23 protein-coding genes are annotated in these 25,156 nt (G+C 64.0%); 18 read left to right on the forward strand and 5 right to left on the reverse strand.

All coding sequences use genetic code 11. From position 1 onward, the window contains the following. Window positions 1-72 precede the first annotated feature (72 nt). The 7 genes from ACPEE1_RS10655 (at window position 73) to ACPEE1_RS10685 (ending at window position 7,413) form a co-directional block, all read left to right on the forward strand. Window positions 73-426, forward strand: coding sequence for a single-stranded DNA-binding protein (locus tag ACPEE1_RS10655; protein WP_116924119.1), 354 nt, complete (start codon window positions 73-75; stop codon window positions 424-426). Window positions 427-468: 42 nt separating this feature from the next. Continuing rightward, on the forward strand, window positions 469-1,164 hold the full coding sequence (gene tmk, locus ACPEE1_RS10660) for a dTMP kinase (protein ID WP_116924118.1): 696 nt from the start codon (window positions 469-471) through the stop codon (window positions 1,162-1,164). A gap of 1 nt (window position 1,165) precedes the next feature. After that, the gene (locus ACPEE1_RS10665; RefSeq protein WP_182342070.1) at window positions 1,166-2,209 is read left to right on the forward strand and encodes a DNA polymerase III subunit delta'; all 1,044 of its coding nucleotides are present in this window, start codon (window positions 1,166-1,168) and stop codon (window positions 2,207-2,209) included. Window positions 2,210-2,306: 97 nt separating this feature from the next. Further along, the gene (locus ACPEE1_RS10670; RefSeq protein WP_182342068.1) at window positions 2,307-2,681 is read left to right on the forward strand and encodes a PilZ domain-containing protein; all 375 of its coding nucleotides are present in this window, start codon (window positions 2,307-2,309) and stop codon (window positions 2,679-2,681) included. Between the two features lie 479 nt (window positions 2,682-3,160). After that, window positions 3,161-3,967 (forward strand): TatD family hydrolase, encoded by an 807-nt coding sequence (locus ACPEE1_RS10675; RefSeq protein ID WP_182342066.1) that lies wholly within the window; start codon window positions 3,161-3,163, stop codon window positions 3,965-3,967. A gap of 29 nt (window positions 3,968-3,996) precedes the next feature. Further along, window positions 3,997-4,794: an ankyrin repeat domain-containing protein gene (locus tag ACPEE1_RS10680; protein WP_313900089.1), complete on the forward strand. Its 798-nt coding sequence runs from the start codon at window positions 3,997-3,999 to the stop codon at window positions 4,792-4,794. Between the two features lie 120 nt (window positions 4,795-4,914). After that, window positions 4,915-7,413 (forward strand): heavy metal translocating P-type ATPase, encoded by a 2,499-nt coding sequence (locus tag ACPEE1_RS10685; RefSeq protein ID WP_182342063.1) that lies wholly within the window; start codon window positions 4,915-4,917, stop codon window positions 7,411-7,413. Window positions 7,414-7,483: 70 nt separating this feature from the next. Here ACPEE1_RS10685 and fabI read toward each other — a convergent pair whose 3' ends face one another. Continuing rightward, complete coding sequence (gene fabI / locus ACPEE1_RS10690; protein ID WP_021027875.1) at window positions 7,484-8,284, reverse strand: enoyl-ACP reductase FabI; 801 nt, start codon at window positions 8,282-8,284, stop codon at window positions 7,484-7,486. A gap of 122 nt (window positions 8,285-8,406) precedes the next feature. Between fabI and ACPEE1_RS10695 the strand changes: the two genes are divergently transcribed. Both ACPEE1_RS10695 and ACPEE1_RS10700 read left to right on the forward strand, forming a co-directional pair. After that, on the forward strand, window positions 8,407-10,245 hold the full coding sequence (locus ACPEE1_RS10695; RefSeq protein ID WP_182342058.1) for an extracellular solute-binding protein: 1,839 nt from the start codon (window positions 8,407-8,409) through the stop codon (window positions 10,243-10,245). A 134-nt stretch (window positions 10,246-10,379) separates the two neighbouring features. Next, complete coding sequence (locus ACPEE1_RS10700; RefSeq protein ID WP_116924112.1) at window positions 10,380-11,405, forward strand: microcin C ABC transporter permease YejB; 1,026 nt, start codon at window positions 10,380-10,382, stop codon at window positions 11,403-11,405. Window positions 11,406-11,457: 52 nt separating this feature from the next. Here ACPEE1_RS10700 and ACPEE1_RS10705 read toward each other — a convergent pair whose 3' ends face one another. Then, on the reverse strand, window positions 11,458-11,931 hold the full coding sequence (locus ACPEE1_RS10705; protein WP_116924468.1) for a DUF2127 domain-containing protein: 474 nt from the start codon (window positions 11,929-11,931) through the stop codon (window positions 11,458-11,460). Window positions 11,932-12,092: 161 nt separating this feature from the next. Between ACPEE1_RS10705 and ACPEE1_RS10710 the strand changes: the two genes are divergently transcribed. From ACPEE1_RS10710 to ACPEE1_RS10725, 4 genes are all read left to right on the forward strand, one after another. Continuing rightward, the gene (locus ACPEE1_RS10710) at window positions 12,093-13,232 is read left to right on the forward strand and encodes an ABC transporter permease (protein ID WP_423936308.1); all 1,140 of its coding nucleotides are present in this window, start codon (window positions 12,093-12,095) and stop codon (window positions 13,230-13,232) included. After that, window positions 13,225-14,862 carry an ABC transporter ATP-binding protein gene (locus ACPEE1_RS10715; protein WP_182342055.1) on the forward strand — a complete coding sequence of 546 codons (1,638 nt, stop codon included), beginning with the start codon at window positions 13,225-13,227 and terminating at the stop codon, window positions 14,860-14,862. The genes ACPEE1_RS10710 and ACPEE1_RS10715 overlap by 8 nt, the downstream gene beginning before the upstream one ends. Before the next feature lie 84 nt (window positions 14,863-14,946). Continuing rightward, window positions 14,947-15,732 carry an ABC transporter ATP-binding protein gene (locus ACPEE1_RS10720; protein ID WP_423936310.1) on the forward strand — a complete coding sequence of 262 codons (786 nt, stop codon included), beginning with the start codon at window positions 14,947-14,949 and terminating at the stop codon, window positions 15,730-15,732. After that, the gene (locus ACPEE1_RS10725) at window positions 15,729-16,481 is read left to right on the forward strand and encodes an ABC transporter ATP-binding protein (RefSeq protein WP_116924108.1); all 753 of its coding nucleotides are present in this window, start codon (window positions 15,729-15,731) and stop codon (window positions 16,479-16,481) included. The genes ACPEE1_RS10720 and ACPEE1_RS10725 overlap by 4 nt, the downstream gene beginning before the upstream one ends. 79 nt (window positions 16,482-16,560) lie before the next feature. On the opposite strand, the gene ACPEE1_RS10730 is transcribed toward ACPEE1_RS10725, so the two are convergent. The 3 genes from ACPEE1_RS10730 to ACPEE1_RS10740 all read right to left on the reverse strand — a co-directional run bounded on the left by ACPEE1_RS10730 (window position 16,561) and on the right by ACPEE1_RS10740 (window position 18,972). Further along, window positions 16,561-17,163 (reverse strand): lipocalin family protein, encoded by a 603-nt coding sequence (locus ACPEE1_RS10730; protein ID WP_116924107.1) that lies wholly within the window; start codon window positions 17,161-17,163, stop codon window positions 16,561-16,563. Between the two features lie 520 nt (window positions 17,164-17,683). Beyond that, window positions 17,684-18,004 carry a MerR family transcriptional regulator gene (locus ACPEE1_RS10735; RefSeq protein ID WP_116924106.1) on the reverse strand — a complete coding sequence of 107 codons (321 nt, stop codon included), beginning with the start codon at window positions 18,002-18,004 and terminating at the stop codon, window positions 17,684-17,686. A 2-nt stretch (window positions 18,005-18,006) separates the two neighbouring features. Beyond that, complete coding sequence (locus ACPEE1_RS10740; RefSeq protein ID WP_182342044.1) at window positions 18,007-18,972, reverse strand: DnaJ C-terminal domain-containing protein; 966 nt, start codon at window positions 18,970-18,972, stop codon at window positions 18,007-18,009. Between the two features lie 187 nt (window positions 18,973-19,159). Between ACPEE1_RS10740 and ACPEE1_RS10745 the strand changes: the two genes are divergently transcribed. The 5 genes from ACPEE1_RS10745 (at window position 19,160) to rbfA (ending at window position 25,153) form a co-directional block, all read left to right on the forward strand. Then, window positions 19,160-19,534, forward strand: coding sequence for a thioredoxin family protein (locus ACPEE1_RS10745; protein ID WP_116924104.1), 375 nt, complete (start codon window positions 19,160-19,162; stop codon window positions 19,532-19,534). Between the two features lie 195 nt (window positions 19,535-19,729). Then, entirely contained in the window at window positions 19,730-20,329 is a 600-nt protein-coding gene (gene rimP / locus ACPEE1_RS10750) for a ribosome maturation factor RimP (protein WP_116924103.1), read from the forward strand. Between the two features lie 70 nt (window positions 20,330-20,399). Then, window positions 20,400-21,884 carry a transcription termination factor NusA gene (gene nusA, locus ACPEE1_RS10755; RefSeq protein WP_021027864.1) on the forward strand — a complete coding sequence of 495 codons (1,485 nt, stop codon included), beginning with the start codon at window positions 20,400-20,402 and terminating at the stop codon, window positions 21,882-21,884. Between the two features lie 23 nt (window positions 21,885-21,907). Then, on the forward strand, window positions 21,908-24,769 hold the full coding sequence (gene infB, locus ACPEE1_RS10760; RefSeq protein WP_116924102.1) for a translation initiation factor IF-2: 2,862 nt from the start codon (window positions 21,908-21,910) through the stop codon (window positions 24,767-24,769). A gap of 6 nt (window positions 24,770-24,775) precedes the next feature. Continuing rightward, window positions 24,776-25,153 (forward strand): 30S ribosome-binding factor RbfA, encoded by a 378-nt coding sequence (gene rbfA / locus ACPEE1_RS10765; RefSeq protein WP_423936314.1) that lies wholly within the window; start codon window positions 24,776-24,778, stop codon window positions 25,151-25,153. Window positions 25,154-25,156: the final 3 nt, after the last annotated feature.

The following is a 25,156-nucleotide window of genomic DNA, read 5'->3' on the forward strand; positions in this document are numbered from 1 at the left end:
CTTGGCGCACGACTCGCCTCTGGTGGCCGCCCAAGCGGCTAAACTGCAAGGCTTGTATGGGGGGATCAAAGCATGATGGATGGATTGGTATCCGGGCGCATACTGGGTCAGCCGGTCGAGCGCAGCAGTAAAACCGGCAAGCCGTATGCACTGGCCAAGGTGCGTGCCAATGCGGGCGCGGGCGATGGCGAGATGCTGATTGTCAACGTCATCGCTTTTGACGATGCGCCGGTCGCAGCGCTTTTGGGCCTGGGCGACGGCGACAGCATCTGCCTGTCGGGCAGTCTGACCCCCAAGGTCTGGGTCGACCGCGATGGCGTGACCCGCCCCAGCGTGGACATGGTCGCCCACCAGGTGCTGACCGCCTACGGCGTGGCCCGCAAGCGCGGCGTGGCCGGTGATGCGGACTTTGACCCTGCCGCCTGAACCCATCAGGGGTGTGGGCGGGCACGTACAATCTGGCGCAGCATGACTCCATCTTCTCCCGCATCTTCTCCAGCTGCTTCGCGCGGCCTGTTTATCAGCTTTGAAGGCATTGACGGCGCCGGTAAATCCTCGCATATCCAGGGCTTGCACGATGCCTTCCTGGCCGCAGGCCGCCACGTGGTGAGCACGCGCGAGCCCGGTGGCACGCCGCTGGCCGAAAAGCTGCGCGCGCTGTTCCTGCAAGAACCCATGGATGCCTTGACCGAGGCTTTGCTGGTGTTTGCGGGCCGGCGCGACCACCTGCAGCAGGTGATCGAGCCGGCGCTGGCCCGGGGCGATGTGGTGCTGTGTGACCGTTTTACCGATGCCACTTTTGCCTACCAGGGCGCCGGGCGCGGCTTTGACCTGCAGGTGCTGCAGGTGCTCGAGCGCATGGTGCAGGCCCGGCCCGAGCTGGGTGAGGGCGCGCTGCGCCAGCCTGACCTGACCATCTGGTTTGATCTGCCCACCGAGGTGGCCGCCGAGCGCCTGGCCGGTGCACGTGCCCCCGACCGTTTTGAGGCCGAACCCCAGCAGTTTTTTGCCCGCGTGGCCGCCGGTTATGCCGAGCGCGCGCTGGCGCAGCCCGCGCGGTTTGCGCGCATCGATTCGCACCAGCCCAAGCCGGCGGTGTGGCAGGCGGTGCGCCAGGCCGTAGCAGCCCAGGGTTGGCTGCCGGCCAGCAAAGTGGAGGGCTGATATGGCCACCGCCAAGAACACTGCAGCAGCCGAGCCCGTAGCCGCAGCACCGGCGCCCACCGCGCCCTGGATTGCCCAGCAACGCGAGCAGCTGCTGGCCCAGCGCGGCCATGCCTGGCTGCTGCAAGGCCCCTCGGGCCTGGGCCAGTTCTCGCTGGCCATGGGCCTGGTGCGGGCCTGGTTGTGCGATGCACCGACGCCCCAGGGCGCCTGCGGCCACTGCGCCAGCTGCCATGCGATCGATGTGCATGCCCACACGGACCTGTGTGTGCTGATGCCCGAGACCGAGATGCTGGCGCTGGGCTGGCCGCTGCCCGAAAAGGCCCAGGCGGACATTGACGACAAAAAGCGCAAGCCCAGCCAGGAAATCCGCGTCGATGCGATGCGCGATGCGGTGGAGTTCACGCAGCGCACCTCGGGCCGGGGCAAAGGCAAGGCGGTGCTGGTGTTTCCGGCGGAAAAAATGAATGCGGTCACTGCCAATGCGCTGCTCAAAACGCTGGAGGAGCCACCGGGCGATGCCCGCTTTGTGCTGGCGACCGAAGCCGCGCACCAGCTGCTGCCCACGATCCGCAGCCGCTGCCTGGCGCACACCATGCAGTGGCCCGATACCGCATCGGCCCGCAGCTGGCTGGTGGCGCAGGACGTGCCGGCAGACCAGGTCGACGCGCTGCTGCAGGCCGCAGGCGGTCGCCCCGACGATGCGCTGGATCAGATGCATGCCGGCCGCTCGCCCCAGGTCTGGAGGAAGTTGCCCAAGGATTTGGCCAATGGCCAGCCCGGTGCCTTGTCCAGCCTGTCGGCGCCCGAGGTGGTCGATGCGTTGCAAAAGCTCTGCCATGATTTGCTGATGCTGCGTGTGGGGGCCGCGCCACGGTTTTTTGACGCGGCCGATTTGCCTGCGCCCCCGGCGCTGGCGGTGCTGGCGCGCTGGAGCAAGGCTTTGACGCAGTCGATGCGCACGGCGGCGCACCCCTTCAACCAGGGGCTGATGCTCGAAGCACTGGTCGCGCAGGCGGCCAGCGTGCTGCAGTCGCGGCGCTAAGCGGGGTCCATCTGCCGGTGTAACAGGCCGCTGATGTGGCCTGTGTTTGCGCTGGCATCTGGAAATAGGCAGCAAAATTTGGTTATCCTTGGAATCTATGAACAGTCCTACCCCTGTACCGGGCACGGCCAGCGCTCGCCCAAGCGTGCTGCAATTGGCCATCAAGGAAAAGGCCGCGCTCTATGCCGCCTACATCCCCTTATTCAAGGAAGGGGGCATCTTTGTCCCCACGCCCAAGGACTATGCACTGGGCGACGATGTCTACCTGCTGCTGACCTTGCCCCAGGATCCGCAGCGCTACCCCATTGCCGGCAAAGTCGGCTGGGTGACTCCGGCAGGCGCCGGTGGCAACCGCACCCAGGGCATTGGCGTGCGCTTTCCCAAAGATCCCAAGACGGATGAGCTGCGTTACAAGATTGAACAGATCTTGGGCACGGCCTTGCAGGCTGACCGCGCCACGCAGACCATCTAAGAACCTGTTCAAAGTCTCTACGCAGCCGCGTTGGAGCGCAATCGGGATGAGTTCGAAGGGATGGAACGCAGCTTGCACCGGGGTGCAAGCAAGGGCCAGCGCGCAGAAATCGCCCGATTTCACTCCAACCCGTAGGGACAGTGGCTTTGCGCTGCCCGGGAAGGGGCGCCCGGCGAGGGCCGCCCGGGCAGGGGCGGTCTGCGTTGTTGCCAATCCTCGCAATAGCTGGGCTATTGCTGCGGTGTTGCGCGGCTGGGCGCCCCCCTAGCATCCCATCTCGCAAAGACACTGTCGCGGCGCGAGGAGACATTGAACAGGTTCTAAGCACTGGATTCGACCCTGTCCCACCCCGATTTCTTAGCCGGGCTGACAGGGTTTTACGGTGGTCGCGACCGTCGGAGCAGCCGGAGCGGGGACAATGGCAGCAGTTCTTTGTATTTGGACTGCGGCGCTTTGAGCGTCTGCAGCGTTGACGATTGATGTTCACCGACTCCCACTGCCACCTCAACTTTCCCGAGCTTGTTCAGGACCTGCCTGCCATCCGCGCCAAGATGGACGAGGCGCGGGTGACCCGCGCGCTGTGCATCAGCTGCACGATGGAGGAGTTTCCCGACGTGCATGCGCTGGCGATGCGCTATGACAACTTCTGGTGCAGCGTGGGTGTGCACCCCGATACCGAAGGGCTGACCGAGCCCAGCGTGCAGGACCTGGTCGAGCGCGCGGCGCTGCCGCGCGTCGTGGCCATTGGCGAGACAGGCCTGGACTACTACGGCATGGAAGACCGCAAGGGCGGCCGCACGGTGGCTGATCTAGAGTGGCAGCGCGAGCGCTTTCGCACGCATATTCGCGCGGCCCAGCAGGTACGCAAGCCGCTGGTGATCCACACCCGCAGCGCATCGGATGACACCTTGCGTCTGCTGCGCGAAGAGGGCGAGACCGGTGGCGCCCATGCCGCAGGCGGCGTGTTCCACTGCTTTACCGAGAGCATGGAAGTCGCCCGCGCGGCGCTGGACCTGGGTTTTTACATCTCGTTCTCGGGCATCATCACTTTCAAAAAGGCGCAGGATCTGCGCGATGTCGCGGCCTTTGTGCCCGAGGACCGGCTGCTGATCGAGACCGACAGCCCTTATCTGGCGCCGGTGCCGTTTCGGGGCAAGACCAATACGCCCGCCTATGTGCCGCATGTGGCCGCGCAGATTGCGCAGGTGCGCGGCACCAGCGTGGAAGCGGTGGCCGAGGCCACCAACCGCAATTTCGATCGACTCTTCAGCGGAGTGCTGTCATGAAGCTGCCTGCTACACCTGGTTCTTTGTCTGTGCTTCGAGCGGCCTGCGCGGCGGCCCTGTGGCTGGCCTGCGCGGCCGCGCAAGCGGGCTCGTATGACGATTTCTTCACCCGCATCATCCGCGATGACGCCAAGGGCATCGAGGCGCTGGTGCAGCGCGGCTTTGACCCCAACACCGTGAGCGAGAAGGGCGAAACGGGCCTGACGCAGGCCTTCAAGCTCGACTCCTACCGCGCGGCCAAGGGCATGATTGCGCTGCCAACCACCAATGTGAACCTGGCCAATGCCAAGGGCGAGACACCGCTGATGATGGCTGCCATCAAGGGCCAGGTCGATCTGGCCAAGGCCTTGATTGCCCGGGGCGCCGATGTGAACCGCGAGGGCTGGACGCCGCTGCACTATGCCGTCTCGGCCCCGAGCGAAGATGGCTCCGACCTGCAGATGGTGGCGCTGCTGCTGGAGCACCACGCCTATATCGATGCCGCATCGCCCAATGGCACCACGCCGTTGATGATGGCCGCCCAGTACGGCACACGCAGCGCCGTGCAACTGCTGATCAAGGAAGGCGCCGACCCCAAGCTGAAAAACCAGCAGGGACTGACGGCGAGTGACTTTGCCACCCGCGCCGACCGCTCGGAAGTGGTGACCTGGCTGAGCCAGGCCGGCGCCGCAGCGCCAGGCGCGGGTGCCAGCGCAGGGACAGGCGCAGGTGCAGGTGCAGCCGCTGCAGGCAGCACGGCCGCGCCCAAGCCGCAGCCCGGCGCCTATGTGCCGCAAAAGCCCGCATTCCCGCAGGAAGGCCGGCGCAAGATCCAGAGCAACTGGTAAGGCTGCGGGCGGCGCTGCCCCCGTTGCCCATGTCGTGTTTGCACCCGCTGTGGGCAGGGGCTTGACATTCACACCATGGCAATCTTTAGAGTTCCTGCCATGGATAGAAAGACTCCCGCCATGACTGCCCAAACCACCCCATCCGCCACCCCGCTGCTGCAACTGCCGATCGAGGGCATGACCTGCGCCTCCTGCGTCGGCCGGGTCGAGCGCGCCTTGCAGGCCGTGCCCGGCGTGCAAAGCGCCCATGTCAACCTGGCCACCGAGCAGGCCAGCCTGCAACTGGGCGACCAGGCCCCCGCCGCCCAGGTGCTGGAGCAGGCGCTGGCAGCGGTCCACAAAGCCGGCTACAGCGTGCCTGTGCATGCGCTGGAGCTGGAAGTCGAAGGCATGACCTGCGCCTCTTGCGTGGGCCGCGTGGAGCGCGCGTTAAAAGCCGTGCCCGGCGTGCAGACCGCCGCCGTGAACCTGGCTACCGAACGGGCCACGGTGCAGCTGACGGCGGGCGTGCATGCCGAGCAGCTGATGGCTGCTATTGCTAAGGCCGGCTATACCGCCCGCACTGTGCCGCAGGTGGGTGAGGCCAGCGAGGCGGCCGATGCCCATGATGCGCAGAGCCAGCGCCAGCAGCAAGCGCAAAACGGGCTGCTGCGTGACCTGTGGCTGGCGGCCTTGCTGGCCGCGCCGGTCTTTGTGCTGGAGATGGGCGGCCACATGCTGCCGGGCTTTCACCACTGGGTGGGCCAATGGCTGCCCCAGCAGAGCAACTGGCTGCTGCAGTGGGTGTTGACCAGCCTGGTGCTGGCCGGGCCGGGCCGGCGCTTTTACCGCCTGGGCCTGCCTGCGCTGGCGCGGGCCGCGCCCGATATGAACTCGCTGGTGGCAGTGGGCACCTTGTCGGCCTATCTCTATTCGCTGGTGGCCACCTTTGCGCCTGGCGTACTGCCAGCGGGCACCGTGCATGTCTATTTCGAGGCCGCGGCGGTGATCGTAGTGCTGATTTTGCTGGGCCGCTGGATGGAGGCACGCGCCAAGGGCAATACCTCGGCGGCGATCAAGCGCCTGGTGCAGCTGCAGGCCAAGACGGCCTGGGTGCTGCGCGATGGCGATTGGCAATCACTGGCCATTGATGCGGTGCAGCCCGGCGATACCGTGCAGGTGCGCCCCGGCGAGCGCATCCCGGTCGACGGCCGGGTGACAGATGGCGAGAGCTATGTCGACGAATCGATGATCAGCGGTGAACCCGTGCCGGTGCACAAGACCAGCGGCGCCCTGGTGGTGGGCGGCACCATCAACCAAAAGGGCGCCTTGACCCTGAAGGCCACCGAAGTGGGCGGCAACACGGTGCTGGCGCAGATCATCCGCATGGTGGAGCAGGCCCAGGGCGGCAAGCTGCCGATCCAGGCCGTTGTGGACCAGGTGACCATGTGGTTTGTGCCCGCCGTGATGGCCGCTGCCGTGCTGACCTTTGTGCTCTGGCTGTTGCTGGGCCCATCGCCCGCGCTGAGCCTGGCCCTTGTCAATGCGGTGGCTGTGCTCATCATTGCCTGCCCTTGCGCGATGGGCCTGGCGACGCCCACCTCGATCATGGTGGCCACCGGCCGCGCCGCCCAGCTGGGGGTGTTGTTCCGCAAGGGCGAGGCGCTGCAGCTGCTCAAGGACGCCCAGGTGGTGGCCGTGGACAAGACCGGCACCTTGACCGAGGGCCGGCCCGCGCTGACCGACCTGGTGCTGGCCCCCGGCTTTGAACGCGCGGCCGTGCTGGCGGCGGTGGCCGCCGTTGAGAGCCAGTCGGAGCACCCGATTGCGCAGGCCATTGTGCAGGCTGCCCAGGCCGAAGGCCTGCAGTTGCTGCCGCTGTCCGGCTTTGAATCGGTCACCGGTTTTGGCGTGCGTGCCCAAGTGGGCGCTGCGCGGGTCGAAGTAGGTGCAGACCGCATGATGCGGCAATTGGGCGCTGATGTGGCGGTGTTTGCTGACGAGGCTGCCCGTCTGGGCGCCGAAGGCAAGACGCCGCTGTATGCCGCCATCGATGGCCAGCTGGCCGCCATGATCGCCGTGGCCGACCCGATCAAGCCCACCACACGCGCTGCGATTGAGGGCCTGCATGCGATGGGCCTCAAGGTAGCGATGATCACCGGCGACAACCGCCGCACCGGCGAAGCGATTGCCCAGCAGCTGGGCATTGACGAGGTGGTGGCCGAGGTGCTGCCCGATGGCAAGGTGGCGGCCGTCAAGCGGCTGCGGGCTGCGCATGGTGCGCTGGCCTATGTGGGCGATGGCATCAACGATGCGCCTGCCTTGGCCGAGGCCGATGTCGGCATTGCCGTGGGCTCGGGCACCGATATCGCCATCGAGTCGGCCGACGTGGTGCTGATGGGCGGCGACCTGCGCGGCGTCGTGACTGCCATCGGGCTCTCGCGCGCCGCCATGCGCAATATCCACCAGAACCTGTTCTGGGCCTTTGCCTACAACGTGGCGCTGATCCCGGTCGCCGCGGGCCTGCTGTACCCGGTCAATGGCACCCTGCTGTCGCCGGTGTTTGCGGCAGGGGCGATGGCGCTGTCGAGCGTGTTTGTGCTGGCCAATGCCTTGCGGCTGCGCCGTTTTAGCGTCTAGATAAGGCTGCTAGACATGAAAAAACCCCGCAGACACCAAGCCTGCGGGGTTTTTGTCTAAGCGTTGAAGCTTAGACCTGGTCGGCCGACAGACCAGCCGTTTGGCTGAAGCCACCGTCCACATAGGTGATCTCGGCGGTCACGCCCGAGGCCAGATCGCTCAGCAGGAAGGCGGCGACATTGCCCACGTCTTCGATGGTCACATTGCGGCGCAGCGGTGAGGCGTCGGCCACGCGGCCGAGCAGCTTGCCAAAGTCCTTGATGCCCGAGGCAGCCAGGGTCTTGATCGGGCCGGCAGAGATGCCGTTGGCGCGGATCGCGCGGCCGTCTTCGGTGCGGCCCACGGCCTCGGCCAGGTAGCGCACGGAGGCTTCGAGCGAGGCCTTGGCCAGGCCCATGGTGTTGTAGTTGGGGATGGAGCGCAGGGCGCCCAGGTAGGACAGGGTCAGCAGGGACGACTTGTCGTTGAGGTAGGGCAGGGCGGCCTTGGCCAGCGCAGGGAAGCTGTAGGCGCTGATGTCATGCGCAATGCGGAAGCCTTCGCGCGAGAGGCCATCCAGGAAGTTGCCGGCAATCGCCTCGCGCGGCGCAAAGCCGATGGAGTGCACAAAACCATCGAACTTGCCCCAGGTCGCAGCCAGGTCGGCAAACATTTTCTCGATCTGGGCGTCATCGGCCACATCGCAGTCGAACACCAGCTTGGAGTCGAACTCGGCGGCAAACTCGCTGATACGGTCCTTGAAGCGTTCGCCCACATAGCTGAAAGCCAGCTCGGCGCCTTGCTGGTGGCAGGCCTTGGCAATGCCATAAGCGATAGAGCGGTTGGACAGCACGCCCGTGATCAGCAGTTTCTTGCCGGTCAGAAAACCCATTGTTCTTCTCCTGATAAGTGCCACGCCATAAGGGCATGGCCAAAAAAGACTTGGGCACCGGCGCAAAGCGTTTCTCGGGGGTAAACGCTTGCACAGGTGGCCAGCTAGGGCAGAATTGTCGCATGCGATTCTGCCTTCCGCTGATTTTGTGTGCTGCCGCGGCAGCGCCTGCCTGGGCCAGCCATGCCTACGCCCTCTGGGGCGAGCCGCGCTACGCGGCGGATTTCAAGCATTTTGCCTATGCCAACCCCGAGGCGCCCAAGGGCGGTGAGCTGCGCCTGGTCAGTGCGCTGCGCTACTCGACGTTTGACAAATACAACCCCTTTACGATCAAAGGCTCGCCCCCGGCCTACCTGAGCGACATGCTGTTTGACAGCCTGCTGATCGCCAGCCTGGACGAGACGACAACCGGCTACGGCCTGTTGGCCGAGGACATCGATGTGGCCGCCGATGGCATGTCCGCGACATTCAAGATGCGCAAGGCGGCGCGCTTTCACAATGGCAAACCGGTGCTGGCCCAGGATGTCAAGCACAGCTACGAGGCGCTGATCAGCCAGTACGCCACGCCCGGCTACAAGACCTTGCTGGCCGATGTGGAGGGCTGCGATGTCATCGACGACCGCACGGTGCGCTTTCGCTTCAAGAAGCCCAACCGCGACCTGCCGCTGACCGTGGGCAGCCTGCCGGTCTTCAGCCGCGACTGGGGCCTGGGCGCCGATGGCAAGCCCAAGCGCTTTGACCAGATCGTGACCGATATGCCCATTGGCAGCGGCCCCTACAAGATCGGCCCGGTGGTGTTTGGCCGCGACATCACCTACGTGCGCGACCCCGACTACTGGGCCAAGGACCTGCCCGTGCGCGTGGGCAGCGCCAATTTTGACCGGGTCACGGTCAAGATCTACAAGGACAACACCGCCAAGCTGGAGGCGCTCAAGGCCGGCGAGTTCGATGTGATGCGCTTTTTCAGCGCCGGCGACTGGGCGCGCCGCCTCTATGGCAAGCGTTTTGACCGGGGTGAGCTGCGCAAGGGGGACTTCGCCAACAAGCTGCCCTCGGGCTTCCAGAGCTACTTTTTGAACCTGCGCCGCCCAGTGCTGCAGGATGTGCGGGTGCGCGAGGCCCTGGGCCTGGCGTTTGACTACGAGTGGATGCAGCGCCAGCTGTTCTACGGAGCCTACGAGCGCGTGCATGGCCTGTTTGGCAACACCATGTGCGAGACGCATGGCAGCCCCAGCGACGCCGAGCTGGCCCTGCTCAAGCCCTTTGAGAAAGACCTGCCCGCCGGTACCTTGGGGCCGCTGCAGGATCCCCCCCGCACCGACCAGGGCAGCAGCCTGCGCGACAACCTGCGCAAGGCGCAGGCGCTGTTGGCCGATGCCGGCTGGAAGGTGGACAGGAATGGCGTGCTGCGCAATGCCAAGGGCCAGGCGCTGGAGCTGGAGTTTCTCGACAGCAACGAGGGCGGCATTCGCACCGTGTCCACCTGGATGCGCAACCTGGAGAAGCTGGGCATCAAGCTCCGGCTGCGGGTGGCCGATTACGCGCTCTACCAGCAGCGGGTCGACAAGTTCGACTATGACCTGATATCGGTCAATGTGCCGGGCACCAATATCCCGGGCCAGGAATACGCCGAGCTGTTTGGCAGCGCGGCGGCGGAGCAGGAGGGCTCGGGCAATTTCATTGGCTTGAAGAGCCCTGCGGTCGACGCGATGATTGCCCAGATGGCCAGCGCCAAGAGCGAGCAGGAGCTGCTGCCCGCCTGCCATGCGCTCGAGCGCATCATTGTGGCGGGCCACTACCTGATTCCGCAGTGGTATGCCGCCAGCCACCGCGTGGTGTATGACGCCTGGCGATTGGTGGAGCCCCCGCAGGTGCCCGCCTATGTGCCGGGCGAGACCTGGGTGATGTACTACTGGTGGGCGCGCATGCCGCCGCTCACAGCCGCAACCGCCAAGCCATGAGCTGCTCTGATGCCGGGCCCAGCCGTTATATGATCCCTCTGACCGCCCCAGCGCGCCTGCCGCGCTGCCCCGGCATTTTCTGCCACAGTGCCACGGCGTTTGCCCGCCCGTGCTGACATTGGAGCCCACCCCGCATGTTTGCCTATATCCTCAAACGTCTGCTGCTGATGATTCCCACGCTGTTCGGGGTCTTGCTGCTGACCTTTGTGGTGATCCAGTTCGTGCCGGGGGGCCCGGTCGAGCAGTACCTGGCAGAGGCCAAGGCCGGCAACCGGGGCGCGGAGGGCGCGGGCATGGGCTACCGGGGCGCGCAGGGCATTGACCCCAAGCGGCTCGACGAGATCAAGGCCTTGTACGGCTTTGACAAGCCGCCCATCGAGCGCTTTGTGCAGATGCTGGGCCAGTTCGCCCGCTTTGATCTGGGCAACAGCTTTTTCCAGAACAAAAGCGTCTGGCAGCTGATCAAGGACAAGCTGCCCGTCTCCATCAGTCTGGGGCTGTGGACCTTTTTCATCAGCTACCTGATTGCGGTGCCGCTGGGCATTGCCAAGGCGGTGCGCGCGGGCAGTCGGTTTGACATGGTCACCACGGTGATCGTGCTGGTGGGCTATGCGATACCCGGCTTTGTGCTGGGGGTGGCGCTCTTGGTGATCTTTGGCGGGCAGCTGCAGTGGTTTCCGCTGCGCGGGCTCACCTCATCGGGCTGGGAAGAGATGGGCTGGGCCGCCAAGCTGGTCGACTACCTCTGGCACATCACCTTGCCAGTCACCGCCATGGTGGCCGGCAGCTTTGCGGTGACGGCCATGCTCACGAAAAACGCCTTTCTTGAAGAGATCCGCAAGCAGTATGTGGTGACGGCCAAGGCCAAGGGTCTGAGCGAGCGCCAGGTGCTGTGGCGCCATGTGTTTCGCAATGCCTTGCTGCCCATCGTCACCGGCTTTCCGGCGGCCTTCATTGGCGCCTTCTTTACCGGGGCCTTGTTGATCGAGACCTTGTTCTCGCTCGATGGCCTGGGCCTCTTGAGCTATGAGAGCGTGATCCGGCGCGACTACCCGGTCGTGCTGGGCACCTTGTACCTGTTTACCTTGATCGGTTTGCTCACCAAGCTGGTGAGCGACCTGTGCTATGTCTGGGTGGATCCCCGTGTCAAGTTTGACTGAGTCGCGTATGCCCGCATTGGCCAGCCCAGCACCTGCGGCATGGCGCCGCGCCTCAGGCCTTGCGGCGCAGCTGCAGGCGCCGCAGCAGCACAGCCACGACGACGATGTTGAGCAGCAGCACCAGCGCGCCTTGCCAATGGCGGTGCGCCAGCAGGTGCTGCACTTCGAGCGGTATGTACAGCCCCGAGGACAGCGCGCCCAGCCATTCGCCCCAGGCCTTGTCCTGCCACAGGCCCCAGGCCTCCAGCCAGCGCACAGCGATATAGGTCCCGCCCAGCAGCACCAGCGTATGGATGGGGGTGGCATTGATCTTGTCCACCCAGCCAATCAGCACGGCCGGGTAGCGCGCCTCGGGCGAGAGGCCAACGTGGCCGATCAGCTCCAGCGCGAGGCGGTGCAGATCGTGGTGCAGCAGGCTGAGCAGTCCCAACAGGCCCAGCAGCGCGGCAAAGCCTTTGAGCGCTTCAAAAATGGCAATGCTTTTGAGCGCGGTGCGCAAGGCGGAGGGCGTGTGGGTGGCAGGCATGGCGCAGAGCATGGCCGATGGCGCGCCGTTTGGCTGTCGGCCAATGGCGACAGCGCAGCACCCCGTGCCCTCGCCGCCACCGTTGCCAACGTCGGCCCCAGGCCGCCCTATTCAGTGACAGGAGGGGGACGGTGCCCACACCGTCTCTGCAGACCATAACGATGACCGAGCCTGTTTCCCCACTTCCCCCCGGCCGCTCGCCTGCGGCCCGCGCCTGGCGCCGCTTCAAGTCCAACAAACTGGGCTTTTACAGCCTGCTGCTCTTTGTGGTGCTGGTGGTGCTCAGCCTGTTTGCCGAGCTGATCAGCAACGACAAGCCGCTCGTTGTGCGCTATGAGGGGCAGACCTATTTCCCGCTCGCCAAGGACTACCCGGAGACCAGCTTTGGTGGCGACTTCCACACCGCCACCGATTTTCTCGACCCCTTCATCCAGCAGCAGCTGCGCAAGGATGGCAACTGGGCGATCTTTCCGCTCAACCGCTATGGCCCCAACACCATCAACTACTTTGCCAAGTCGCCCACGCCTTCGGCACCCTCGGCGGACAACTGGCTGGGCACCGATGACCGGGGGCGTGACCTGCTGGCCCAGCTGATCTACGGCTTTCGCGTCAGCGTGCTGTTTGGCCTGGCGCTGACGGCCGTCGGCACGCTGATCGGCATTCTCACCGGTGCGATACAGGGCTTTTTTGGCGGCAAGGTGGACCTGGTGTTTCAGCGCTTTACCGAGATCTGGAGCGCCATGCCGATCCTGTACCTGCTGATCATCTTCAGCGCGGTGCTGGCGCCCAGTGCCGGCTTGCTGTTGGTGCTGCTGAGCCTGTTTGGCTGGATGGCGCTGTCCGACTATGTGCGGGTGGAGTTTTTGCGCAACCGCCAGATGGACTATGTGAAATCGGCGCGGGCGCTGGGCGTGCCGAGCTGGAAAATCATATGGCGCCATATCCTGCCCAACAGCATGACGCCAGTGGTCACCTTTTTGCCGTTCCAGATGAGTGCCGCGATCCTGACCCTGACATCGCTGGATTTTCTGGGCCTGGGCGTGCCCCCGGGCACCCCCAGCCTGGGCGAGCTGTTGAATCAGGGCAAGAACAGCATCGATGCCTGGTGGATTTCGCTGTCGACCTTTGCGGTGCTGGTGACCACCTTGCTGCTGCTCACCTTCATGGGCGATGCATTGCGCGATGCGCTGGACCCGCGCAAGCAGCTGAATTCGCCGCGCGCTGGCGCAGCGCCTGCTGCGCTTTCGGCTCAGCCAGCGCCGTCAGCCAGCGCAGATGCCAAGGAGACCCGCCATGCGTGAGCAAGCACAATCCCCGGTGGCCGTGCCCGCGCCGCTGCTCCAGGTCAACCACCTCCATGTGGGCTTTGGCGGCCAGGATGTGGTCAAGGACCTGAGCTTTTGCATACAGGCCGGCGAGAAGCTGGCGCTGGTCGGCGAATCAGGTTCTGGCAAGACAATCACCGCGCTGTCGCTGCTGCGCCTGGTGGGCGAGGCCCAGTTGCGCGGCGAAGCGCTGATGGGCGGGCGCAACCTGCTGCAGATCTCCGAGCGAGAGATGCAGGCGGTGCGTGGTGATGAGATTGCGGTGATCTTTCAGGAGCCGATGACGGCGCTGAACCCGCTGATGACCATGGGCGCGCAGATTGCCGAGGTGCTGCAGCTCAAGCAAGGCCTGGACGACAAGGCCGCCTGGGAGCAGGCGGTGCAGCTGCTCGCCACAACCGGCATCCCCGAGCCGCAGCGGCGCGCCGGCAGCTACCCGCACCAGCTCAGCGGCGGCCAACGCCAGCGCGCGATGATTGCGATGGCGCTGGCCTGCCGGCCCAAGCTGCTGATTGCCGATGAGCCCACCACGGCGCTCGATGTGAGCCTGCGCGGCCAGATCCTGGAGCTGCTGAGCGACTTGCAGCGCCAGACCGGCATGGCGGTGCTGATGATCACCCATGACCTGCCGCTGGTGCGCCATTTTGCCGACCGGGTCGCGGTGATGGAAAAAGGCCGGCTGGTGGAGCAGGGGGCTGTGGCCGAGGTGTTTGCCGCGCCCCAGCATGCCTACACCCAAAAGCTGCTGGCCAGCACGCCCCAGCGCCAGGTGGTGGCCCGCCAGCCTGAGGCACCCACGGTGCTGCAGACGCGCGATTTGCAGGTGGCCTATGCCACGCCGCTGCCGGGCATAGCGGGCTGGTTCCGCAAGGGCCGGTTCGACGCGGTGCGCGGCGCCAGCCTGGCGCTGGGCCGGGGTCAGACCTTGGGGGTGATTGGCGAGTCGGGCTCGGGCAAATCCACCTTGGCCCAGGCGATCCTGGGCCTGCTGCCCAGCCAGGGCGAGCTGCGCATTGGCCAAGAGACCTGGCAGTTGCCAGCCCAGCGCAACAGCGCGGCCAACCAGCAGCTGCGCCGCAAGGTGCAGGTGGTGTTCCAGGATCCGTTCTCGTCGCTGTCGCCGCGCATGACGGTGCAGGAGATGGTGGGCGAAGGCCTGCAGCTGGCGCAGCCCCAGCTGGCTCCAGCGGATCTACAGCAGCAGGTGCTGGCGCTGCTGCAGGAAGTGGGCATGACCGAGGCCCAGTTCCCGGGCCTGCTCGAGCGCTATCCGCATGAGTTCTCCGGCGGCCAGCGCCAGCGCCTGGCCATTGCCCGCGCGCTGATCGTGGACCCCGAGATCCTGGTGCTGGACGAGCCCACCAGCGCGCTCGATGTCACCATCCAGCAGCAGGTGCTGGCCTTGCTGCAGCGCCTGCAGCGCGAGCGCGGCCTGAGCTATGTGCTGATCACGCACGATGTGGCGGTGATCCGGGCCATGGCCCATGAGGTGCTGGTGATGAAGGATGGCGAGGTGGTGGAGAGCGGCGAGGTCATGCAGGTGCTCGATGCGCCGCGCCAGGCCTACACGCAGCGCCTGATGGACGCCAGCCTGGAGCTGGGCTGAGCGGGCAGCGCCCGGCAACGACTTTATGAGCGGAATAGGGCCGCAGGCAGTGCGCAAGCTGCCTGCGGCATCAACGGGAAATCCATGACAGAACTGCTGCAAGTGACCGGTTTGGGCAAGCGCTTTGGCGGCGTGCAGGCCGTGGCCGATGTGAGCTTTGCCTTGCGCCGGGGCGAAGTGCTGGCGCTCATTGGCCCCAATGGCGCGGGCAAGACAACCACCTTCAACATGCTGGGCGGGCAACTGGTGCCCGATGTCGGCAGCATGCTGCTTCAGGGCACGGCCCTGGGCGGCAAGCGGCCCCGCGAGATATGGCGCCTGGGCGTAGGGCGCACCTTCCAGATTGCCGAGACCTTTGCCTCGCTGACGGTGGCCGAGAACGTGCAGATGGCCTTGCTGTCGGCCGCTGGCCGCGTCTTTGGCCTGTGGCAAAAAGCCGCCCGCTTTCAGCGTGATGAGGCGCTGGCCTTGCTGGCGCTGGTGGGCATGCAGGACCAGGCTGACCGTGCTTGCAGCGCGCTGGCCTATGGCGATGTGAAGCGGGTGGAGCTGGCCATCGCCATGGCCCACAAGCCTGTGCTGCTGCTGATGGATGAGCCCACTGCCGGCATGGCCCAGGCTGAACGCCTGCAGCTGATGGCGCTCACGCGGCAACTGGCCCGTGAGCGCGACATGGCCGTGCTGTTTACCGAGCACAGCATGGATGTGGTGTTTGCCTATGCCGACCGCATCATTGTGCTGGCGCGGGGCCGGCTCATTGCCGAGGGCGCGCCGGAGGCCGTGCGGCGCAACCCCGAGGTGCAGGCGGTCTACCTGGGCAAGGGCAGCACCTATGACAGCCAGGAACCAAGTCAGGAGCCTGCCGTATGAGCGCGCAGATAACCGATGTGCACGCCGAGCTTCTGCTGCAGGTGAGCGCGCTCAACGCCTGGTATGGCGAAGCCCATATTCTGTTTGATGTGGGGCTGGAGGTGCGGCGCGGTGAGGTGGTGGCCTTGATGGGGCGCAACGGCGCGGGCAAGTCCACCACGCTCAAGGCCATCATGGGCCTGGTGGAGCGGCGCAAAGGCACCGTGCAGTTCATGGGCCAGAACATTGCGCAGGCAGACCCCTGGCGCATTGCGCGCCTGGGCCTGGGCTATGTGCCCGAAGAGCGGCGCATCTTCAGCGACCTGACGGTACTCGAAAACCTGGAGGTGGGCCGCCAGCCCGCCCGCCGCTGGGCCGATGGCAGCCTGGCCAGCGAGTGGACGGTGGATGAGCTGCTCGCCTTTTTCCCGAACCTGGCGGCCATGCCGCAGCGCGCTGGCGGGCAGATGAGTGGCGGCGAGCAGCAGATGCTCACCGTCGCCCGCACCCTCATGGGCAATCCCTATCTGGTGCTGCTCGATGAGCCCTCTGAAGGGGTGGCGCCTGTTATCGTCGAGCAGATGGCGCAGATGATTGTGCAACTCAAGCAGCGCGGCGTGAGTATTTTGCTGTGCGAGCAAAACCTGCACTTTGCGCGCCTGGTGAGCGACCGGGCCTATGTGCTGGAGAAGGGCGCGATCGCGTTTGCTGGCAGCATGCAGGCACTGGTCGACGAAGAGCGGGCTGGCGCCAAGCGGATCGGCGTCTAAAGCGCCATCAGACAAAGCAAAGCCTGCACGCATCGCGCGCAGGCTTGGGTGTCCCTCCGGAAATAAAAGGGACTGCGGCTTACCAGTGGCCGGTAGGGTTGATGCCGTCCTGCATCACCCAGTGGATGCGTGAGGTCTCCACGCCCATCAGTGCAGCCTGGTGGACCAGCATATCGGTGGTCTTGCCATCGAGCACGGGCTGGCGCGAGAGCAGCTTGAACGAGTCGGTGGTGTCGCCCATCAGCATGGCCCAGCGGTAATCGGGGTCAATGGCGACGACATGGTAGCCCTCGTGGAAGGGGCCCATGAACGAGGCCTTCATGGCGCCAAAGTTGGGCGCGCCGACAAAGCGGGCAATGCCATGGCCCTCGACCCAGCGGTGGGTGCCGGCATGAAAGCCCCGGGTCGTGATGCCCAGGCTGCCATCGCTCAGCAGCTCATATTCGACGCGTGAGCGCGTTAGCGGCTTGCCGATGCCGCGCTCGATGCGGGCGATCTCATACCAGTCGCCGACAAAGCGTTCTGCATCAAAGTCGGCGACGGGCTCAATCAGGTCGACCGGCACGACTTTGCGGGATTTGTTGCTGGTCCACCAGTAAACGGCCAAGGCGGCCACACCGGCTGCCAGGGGGAGCCAGAGAGAGCGCTGTTGCGGTCGTTGTTGATGATCGAGCTCTTGCATAAGAAATTATTCCTTGTTTTGTTTTATGAATCCTAACCAGATAGGCGTAATTTACAAGCTGCCAGCGTGGGCCAAATGTAAGCAAAGCGCCTGATTTGCGCTGTCGCCTTGCGGCTTGCATGCCTAATTTCGCACCAAGGCACGGGAATTAGCAGGTATTTTTATCTGCTCGCTTGGCATCTGTGGCCTAATGTCGGTTTTGTTTATCGCGAGGTCCCAGGATGGGCAACAAAATCGTTACGGAAGCTGACCGCAAGTTCACCCCTCAACCGGCCCTGCCTAACGGCAAGAGCCTGCCTACTGCTGGCCGCGGCCAACAGGTCAGCCGTGCCCGTGGCACTGCTACCCGTTCCAAGAAGAACCCAGGCAAGCGTACGCACAAGGGCGGTTAATACCGCCTACCGGTTTGCCCCGTCCGCATGCCGCGCTTGCCACGATCAGGCGCGGCATGCGGATGGTGCTTTTTCGGTAAGGATGAGCCCGCATCAGCGGGCTTTTTTGCGTCTGTCTGAAAGATCCGTCAGCGATGCAAGCGGCGGCGCAGCTCCAGCACCTCTTCCATCAGGTCGACGGTCAGTGCGGCCAGTTGGGGGTCGGCATCATAGGTGTGCTCCAGCAGCGCCACACGGCGCGCGCGCACGATGCAGGTGGCCGCAAAGCGCCAGCTGGTGACGGCTTCGGGGTTGCGTGTGCCAGTGCTGGGGGTGAGCACGCCATCGACGACACGGGCCTGCACCCAGTCCAGGTTGCGCTGGCAGGCCTGGGCCAGACTGGCCGCATCAAGGCTGTCGTCGTCAATGATCTGCAAGCTGCTGGTGTGTACTGTCGTGTAGTGGGGCATGGTCACACTCCTTGGCGAGGCTGGTAGTGGGGAAAGGCCTTGGCAAAGGCCGCGTAGGCCTCGCGCTCCTGCTCGGTCGTGGCCGGTGGTATGTGCAGTTGTAGCTCCAGGTACAGATCGCCAGGCGTGGCAGCGGGCAGGCCTTTGCCCTTGATGCGCAGCTTGCGCCCGGCCGACCAGCCTGCAGGAATAGTCACTTCCAAGGTGCCGGCCGGCGTTTTGACCTCCGCGCTGCCGCCCAAAGCCGCTTCCCAGGGGCTGACGGGCATTGGCATATAAACATCCTTGCCTTCGGCACGCCAGCGCTTGTCGGGGCGAAAGTGCACTTCGAGCAAGAGATCGCCCGCTGGCCCGCCCTGGTAACCGGGCCCGCCCTGGCCGGCCAGGCGAATCATCTGGCCCTCGCGCACCCCGGCAGGAATCTTCACCTGCAGCTGGCGCTCCTGGCTGCGTACTTCGCCATCCTCGGTCACGTCCTGGCCATGCAAGGTCAGCATGCGTTCGCTGCCCTGGTAGCTGTCGGTCAGGTCCAGCTCGATGCTGGCGTGCTGGTCCTCGCCCCGGATCGCCGCACGTGGCCCGCCGCCGGCATGGCCACCGCGCTGGGCGCGCGCCGCGTCGCCAAACATCTGGCGAAAGAAATCGCTGTAATCGGCATCGCCCCCCATGCTCTGGCGGCGAAACTGGAAATCGCCGCTGTCAAAGCCTTCGGCGCTGCGGAAGGGCTTGCCCGCGCCTGACGCAAAGCCGCGCGGGGCGTCGAGCATGGCGTCGTATTCGGCACGCTTTTGCGTGTCCGACAGCACTGCATTGGCCTCGTTGACCTCGGCCATGCGCTGGGCGGCGTCTTTTTCCTTGCTCAGATCCGGGTGGTATTTGCGGGCGAGCTTGCGAAATGCCTTTTTGATCTCGTCTGCGCCGGCCTTTTTGTCCACGCCCAGAACGTCGTAGTAGTTTTTGGAATCCATGCCTGCTCCCGAAGATATGGCAGTTTGCTGTTGTACAGGCAACTGCCCAATGGATGATGACTTCCTAGAACTTAGTTGCTTTTGGGTCTGATTCAAGTCAGAGAAGCGCGTATTCTCAAAGGCACCGGAGCCCTGGGATACCGCAATGGTGGTACAAATACGCCTTTGTGTGCGGGATGGGCTGTGTATGACCGAGGCTGCGAGTGCGCCCTGGCTGGTGGTGTGTTTGTGCGCGCAGTGGTGCGGTACCTGTGGCCAGTACCAGCCTGCCTTTGATGCGCTGGCCAAGGAGTGGCCGGACATGGCCTTTGTCTGGCTCGATGTCGAGGACGAGGAAGAGGCGCTGGGCGAGCTCGATATCACCACCTTCCCCACCGTACTGCTGGGGCGCGGCACCGAAGCCATGTTCCTGGGCCCCGTTCTGCCCCAGTCCGGCGTGCTGCAGCGCATGCTGGAGCGTTTTTCGCAAGGCGACGCGCAGGCCTTGCCCGATGGCGATGAAGCCCATGCACTGTTGCGGCGCACTGCGGCTATCGTGCAGGCGCGCAATGCGCAGACTTAGTCGTTCGCACGCCTAAAAGCCACTGCGCATCATTGCATCGATACTGGTTTGCCCCTATAATTGATGTCTACACGACCAACTGGGCGGTGCCAACCGCCCATTTTTTTTGGTCGCATGTTTTTCAGCTCGATGCTGCGGAATGTGTAACATTCCGTGGTTCTCGGGTTTTTTGTATTTGCGGGATAAATAGCACACGTGAGCTTGCAAGAAACCACCCTACAAACGGTGAGCGGCCTGGGCTACGACTTGGTGGAGATCGAACGCTCTGCCAGCGGCCTTTTGCGCATCACCATCGACCTGCCTTGGAATGCGGATGACGTCCGTCCGGAAGGCGTGCCAGAGCAGTTTGTGACGGTGGAGGATTGTGAGAAGGTCACCCGCCAGCTGCAGTTTGCGCTGGAAGTCGATGGCGTGGAATACAAGCGCCTGGAAGTGTCCTCGCCCGGTATTGACCGTCCATTGCGCCATGAGCAGGATTTCATCCGCTTTGCCGGCGCGGTGGTGGACCTGACGCTGAAGGAATCCATCGGTGCAGCTGCCGAAGGCACAACCATCAGCGCCAATCGCAAGAAATTTCGGGGCACGCTCGAGCGTACCGAGGCAGGTGGCTGGCAGATCGTCTGGAGCGATGCGCCGCCTGTCAAACCCGGTGCCCGTGTGAGCAAGAAGCGCCCACCCGCACCGCTGCAAAGCCTGGGTTTTACGCTCGATGAGTTGCGTGAAGCGCGTCTGGCACCCATCGTGAGCTTCAAGGGCAGGGCGGCAGCAGGTGCTGCCGACGAACCCCAGGCCTGAAGTGGCCCCGCACATGGTGGCGCTGATGATGCCGCCTTCTGGTTAAAGATTGAAATAGGAGAGTCGTCGCATGAATCGCGAATTGTTGATGCTGGTGGATGCCATCGCGCGCGAAAAGAACGTAGAGCGCGATGTGGTGTTCGGCGCTGTGGAATCTGCCCTGGCCCAGGCTACGAAGAAGCTGTATCCCGGCGAAGTGGATGTGCGTGTGGCTATCGATCTCGATACCGGCGACTACGACACCTTCCGCCGCTGGCTGGTGGTGCCCGATGATGCGGGCCTGCAAAACCCGGATGCCGAAGAAATGCTGATGGATGCCGTTGACCGCAAGGCAGACGCGCAGGTGGGCGACTACATTGAAGAGCAGATCGAATCCGTGCCTATCGGCCGTATCGGCGCCATGGCGGCCAAGCAGGTGATCCTGCAAAAGATCCGTGACGCCGAGCGCGAGATGCTGCTCAACGACTTCATGGCACGCGGCGACAAGATCTTCAACGGCACCGTCAAGCGCATGGACAAGGGCGACATCATTGTCGAGTCCGGCCGCGTGGAAGGCCGCTTGAAGCGCGGTGAAATGATTCCGAAGGAAAATCTGCGCAATGGTGACCGCGTTCGCGCGATGATCATGGACGTGGACCTGACCCTGCGCGGCGCGCCCATCCTGCTCTCACGCTCCGCGCCCGAGTTCATGGTCGAGCTGTTCCGCAACGAAGTGCCCGAAATCGAGCAAGGCCTGCTGGAGATCAAGAGCTGCGCCCGTGACCCTGGCAGCCGCGCCAAGATTGCCGTGCTTAGCCACGACAAGCGCATTGACCCGATCGGCACCTGCGTCGGTGTGCGCGGCAGCCGCGTGAACGTGGTGACCAATGAGCTCGCTGGCGAGCGCGTGGACATCGTGCTGTGGTCTGAGGACCCCGCCCAGTTCGTGATCGGTGCGCTGGCGCCGGCCAATGTGTCCTCGATCGTCGTGGACGAAGAAAAGCATGCCATGGATGTGGTGGTGGACGAGGAAAACCTCGCGATCGCCATTGGCCGTGGTGGTCAGAATGTGCGTCTTGCCTCCGATCTGACGGGGTGGAAGATCAACATCATGGACGCGGCCGAATCGGCCCAGAAGCAGGAAGAAGAAACCAGCACTTCCCGCAAGCTGTTCATGGAAAAGCTGGATGTGGATGAAGAAATCGCTGACATCCTGATCGAAGAAGGTTTCTCCAGCCTGGAAGAAGTGGCCTATGTGCCGCTGCAGGAAATGCTGGAAATCGAGAGCTTCGACGAAGAGACCGTCAATGAGCTTCGCACGCGCGCCAAAGATGCGCTGCTGACGATGGAAATCGTCCACGAAGAGAGTGTTGCCCGTGTTTCCCAAGCGTTGCGTGATCTGGAAGGGATGACGCCTGAGTTGGTAGCCCAGCTGGAAGCTGGTGGAATCCACACGCGTGACGACCTGGCCGATTTGGCCATTGATGAATTGACCGAGCTGACCGGACAGTCTGCCGATGACGCAAAAGCCTTGATCATGAAGGCTCGCGAACATTGGTTTGATGGACAGGAATAAGGTCAGGAGGCACGGAACAAGATATGTCGAGTAATACTGTCGCCGAGTTCGCTGTTGAACTCAAGAAATCACCGGATACATTGCTGGAACAACTGCAAGCCGCAGGCGTGTCCAAGCACGATGCATCCGATGCACTGACTGAAACGGACAAACAAGCGCTGTTGTCCCATCTGCAGGCCGCCCACGGCGCTGCAGACCGCAAGAAGATCACATTGACCAAGAAATCTACCAGCGAGATCAAACAAGCCGACGCCACGGGCCGGGCACGCACCATCCAGGTGGAAGTGCGCAAAAAACGCACCTTCGTCAAGCGTGACGAAGTGGCTGAGGCCGATTCCGACGAAGCACTCAAGCACGCCGAAGCCAAGCAAAAGGAAGCCGAACACAAGGCTGACCTGGTCAAGCGCGAAGAGGAAGCCCGTCGCGAAGCCGACCTGATCGGCAAGCAAGAAGCTGATCTGGTGCAGCAGCGTGCCGAGCGCGCTGAGCGCGAAGAGCGCGAGCGCAAGGAGCGTGAGGCTGAAGAGCGCGCCGCTGCCTACGTGGCCAAGACGCAAGAGCGCAAGGCCCAGGAAGCTGCCGAGCAGGAAGAAGCTGCGCGCCGCCACGCCCAGGAGCTGGCCGCCCGCAACGAAGCCCAGGCTGAAGCCAAGAAAAAGGCCGAAGACGAATCCAAGGCCCGTGAGGCGGAGGAAACCGCGCGCGCTGTCGATCTGGACGAGCGCCGCCGCAAGGCCCTGGCCGAGGCCGAAGCCATTCGCGCCATGATGAACGCGCCCAAGAAGGTGCTGGTGGCCAAGAAGCCTTCGGAAGAGAAGAAGGAAGTCAAGGCCGCTGATGCCAAGAAGGGCACCTTGCACAAGCCTGCCACGACCGGCACTGGCGCGGCCAAGCCTGCCGCTGGTGCAGCGCCTGGCAACAAGGAAGTCAAGTCGGCCAAGCTGTCCTCGAGCTGGAGCAACCAGAACGACAGCAACGGCAAGAAGAAAGAACTCAAGACCCGTGGTGATTCCTCGGGTGGTGTGGCCGGTCGCGGCAACAACTGGCGTTCGGGCCCCCGTGGCGGCCGTCGCGGCAATGACCGCAACGACCACCGTGGCGCGCAATCGGCTGCGCCGGTGGAAGCACGCGTGCTCGACGTCTATGTGCCCGAGACCATCACCGTGTCCGAGCTGGCCCACAAGATGGCCATCAAGGCGTCCGAAGTGATCAAGTCGCTGATGAAGATGGGCCAGATGGTCACCATCAACCAGCCGCTGGACCAGGACACCGCGATGATCGTCGTGGAAGAAATGGGCCACAAGGCACATATTGCCGCACTGGACGATCCGGAAGCGTTCACCGCCGAAGAAGAATCCCAGGCCGAATCCGAAGCGCTGCCACGCGCGCCGGTCGTGACCGTGATGGGCCACGTCGACCACGGCAAGACCTCGCTGCTGGACTACATCCGCCGCAGCAAGGTCGCTGCGGGCGAAGCCGGCGGCATTACGCAGCACATCGGTGCCTACCACGTGGAAACCCCACGCGGCATGATCACCTTCCTGGACACCCCTGGTCACGAGGCCTTCACGGCCATGCGTGCCCGCGGTGCACAGTCGACCGACATCGTGATTCTGGTGGCCGCTGCCGACGACGGCGTGATGCCCCAGACCAAGGAAGCGATCAAGCACGCCAAGGCCGCTGGTGTTCCTATCGTGGTGGCCATCACCAAGGCCGACAAGCCCGATGCCAACCCCGAACGCGTCAAGCAGGAGCTGGTGGTCGAGCAGGTGGTGCCCGAAGAATACGGTGGTGACTCGCCTTTCGTGGCCGTGTCGTCCAAGACCGGCCAAGGCATTGACGAGCTGCTCGAGCAAGTGCTGCTGCAGGCCGAAGTGCTGGAACTCAAGGCGCCGGTGCAAGCCAATGCCAAGGGTCTGGTGATCGAAGCCCAGCTGGACAAGGGGCGCGGCCCGGTGGCCACAGTGCTGGTGCAGTCCGGTACCTTGAAGGTGGGCGATATCGTGCTGGCCGGTCAAACCTATGGCCGCGTGCGTGCCATGGTCGACGAAGACGGCAAGGTCGCCAAGGAAGCCGGTCCATCGCTGCCCGTGGAAATCCAGGGTCTGTCGGATGTGCCGCAGGCTGGTGACGACTTCATGGTGCTGCCCGATGAGCGCCGCGCCCGTGAAATCGCGACCTACCGCGCTGGCAAGTTCCGCAACACCAAGCTGGCCAAGCAACAAGCGGCCAAGCTGGAGAACATGTTCGCCGAAATGGGTGCGGGCAACGTGCAGTCGCTGCCGATCATCATCAAGGCCGACACCCAGGGTTCGCAAGAAGCACTGGCTGCCTCCTTGCTCAAGCTGTCGACCGACGAGGTCAAGGTGCAGATGGTCTACACCGGCGTGGGCGGTATCAGCGAGTCGGATGTGAATCTGGCGCTGGCCTCCAAGGCGATCGTGATCGGTTTCAACGTGCGTGCCGATGCGCAAGCGCGCAAGACCGCCGAGAGCAACGATGTCGATATCCGCTACTACAACATCATTTACGACGCTGTCGATGAGTTGAAGGCGGCCATGTCCGGCATGCTCGCTCCCGAGCAACGCGAAGAGATCATCGGTATGGCCGAGATCCGCACCGTGTTCGTGGCCTCCAAGATCGGTACGGTGGCTGGTTCGTACATTACCCAGGGTCACGTTACCCGCAATGCACACTTCCGTCTGCTGCGCGACAACGTGGTCATCTACACCGGTGAGATCGACTCGCTGCGCCGTCTCAAGGACGACGTCAAGGAAGTCAAGGAAGGCTTCGAGTGCGGTATCAAGCTCAAGAACTACAACGACATCAAAGAAGGTGATATGTTGGAAGTCTTTGAGATCAAGGAAATCGCTCGTACGCTGTAATTTCCGATGGCAACTCGCAAGAAAACTGCTGCGCCCAATCGCAGCTTCAAAGTCTCCGACCAGATCCAGCGCGATCTGTCGGAGCTGATCGCCCGTGAGTTGAAAGACCCACGTGTGGGCATGGTGACGCTGCAAGCCGTTGAGGTGACGCCTGACTATGCCCACGCCAACGTCTATTTCAGCTTGCTGATCGGTGACCCCGACCAGACCCAGGACGCACTGAACCAGGCAGCTGGCTTCTTGCGCAATGGACTGTTCAAGCGCCTGCATATCCACACCGTGCCGACCTTGCACTTCATCTACGACCGCACCACCGAGCGTGCCGCCGACATGAATGCCTTGATCGCCAAGGCCGTGGCATCGCGCGGACCCGAGGAAGGCTGATCG

It is taken from the genome of Comamonas sp. 23 (assembly GCF_049601575.1).
Taxonomy (GTDB): domain Bacteria; phylum Pseudomonadota; class Gammaproteobacteria; order Burkholderiales; family Burkholderiaceae_C; genus Comamonas; species Comamonas squillarum.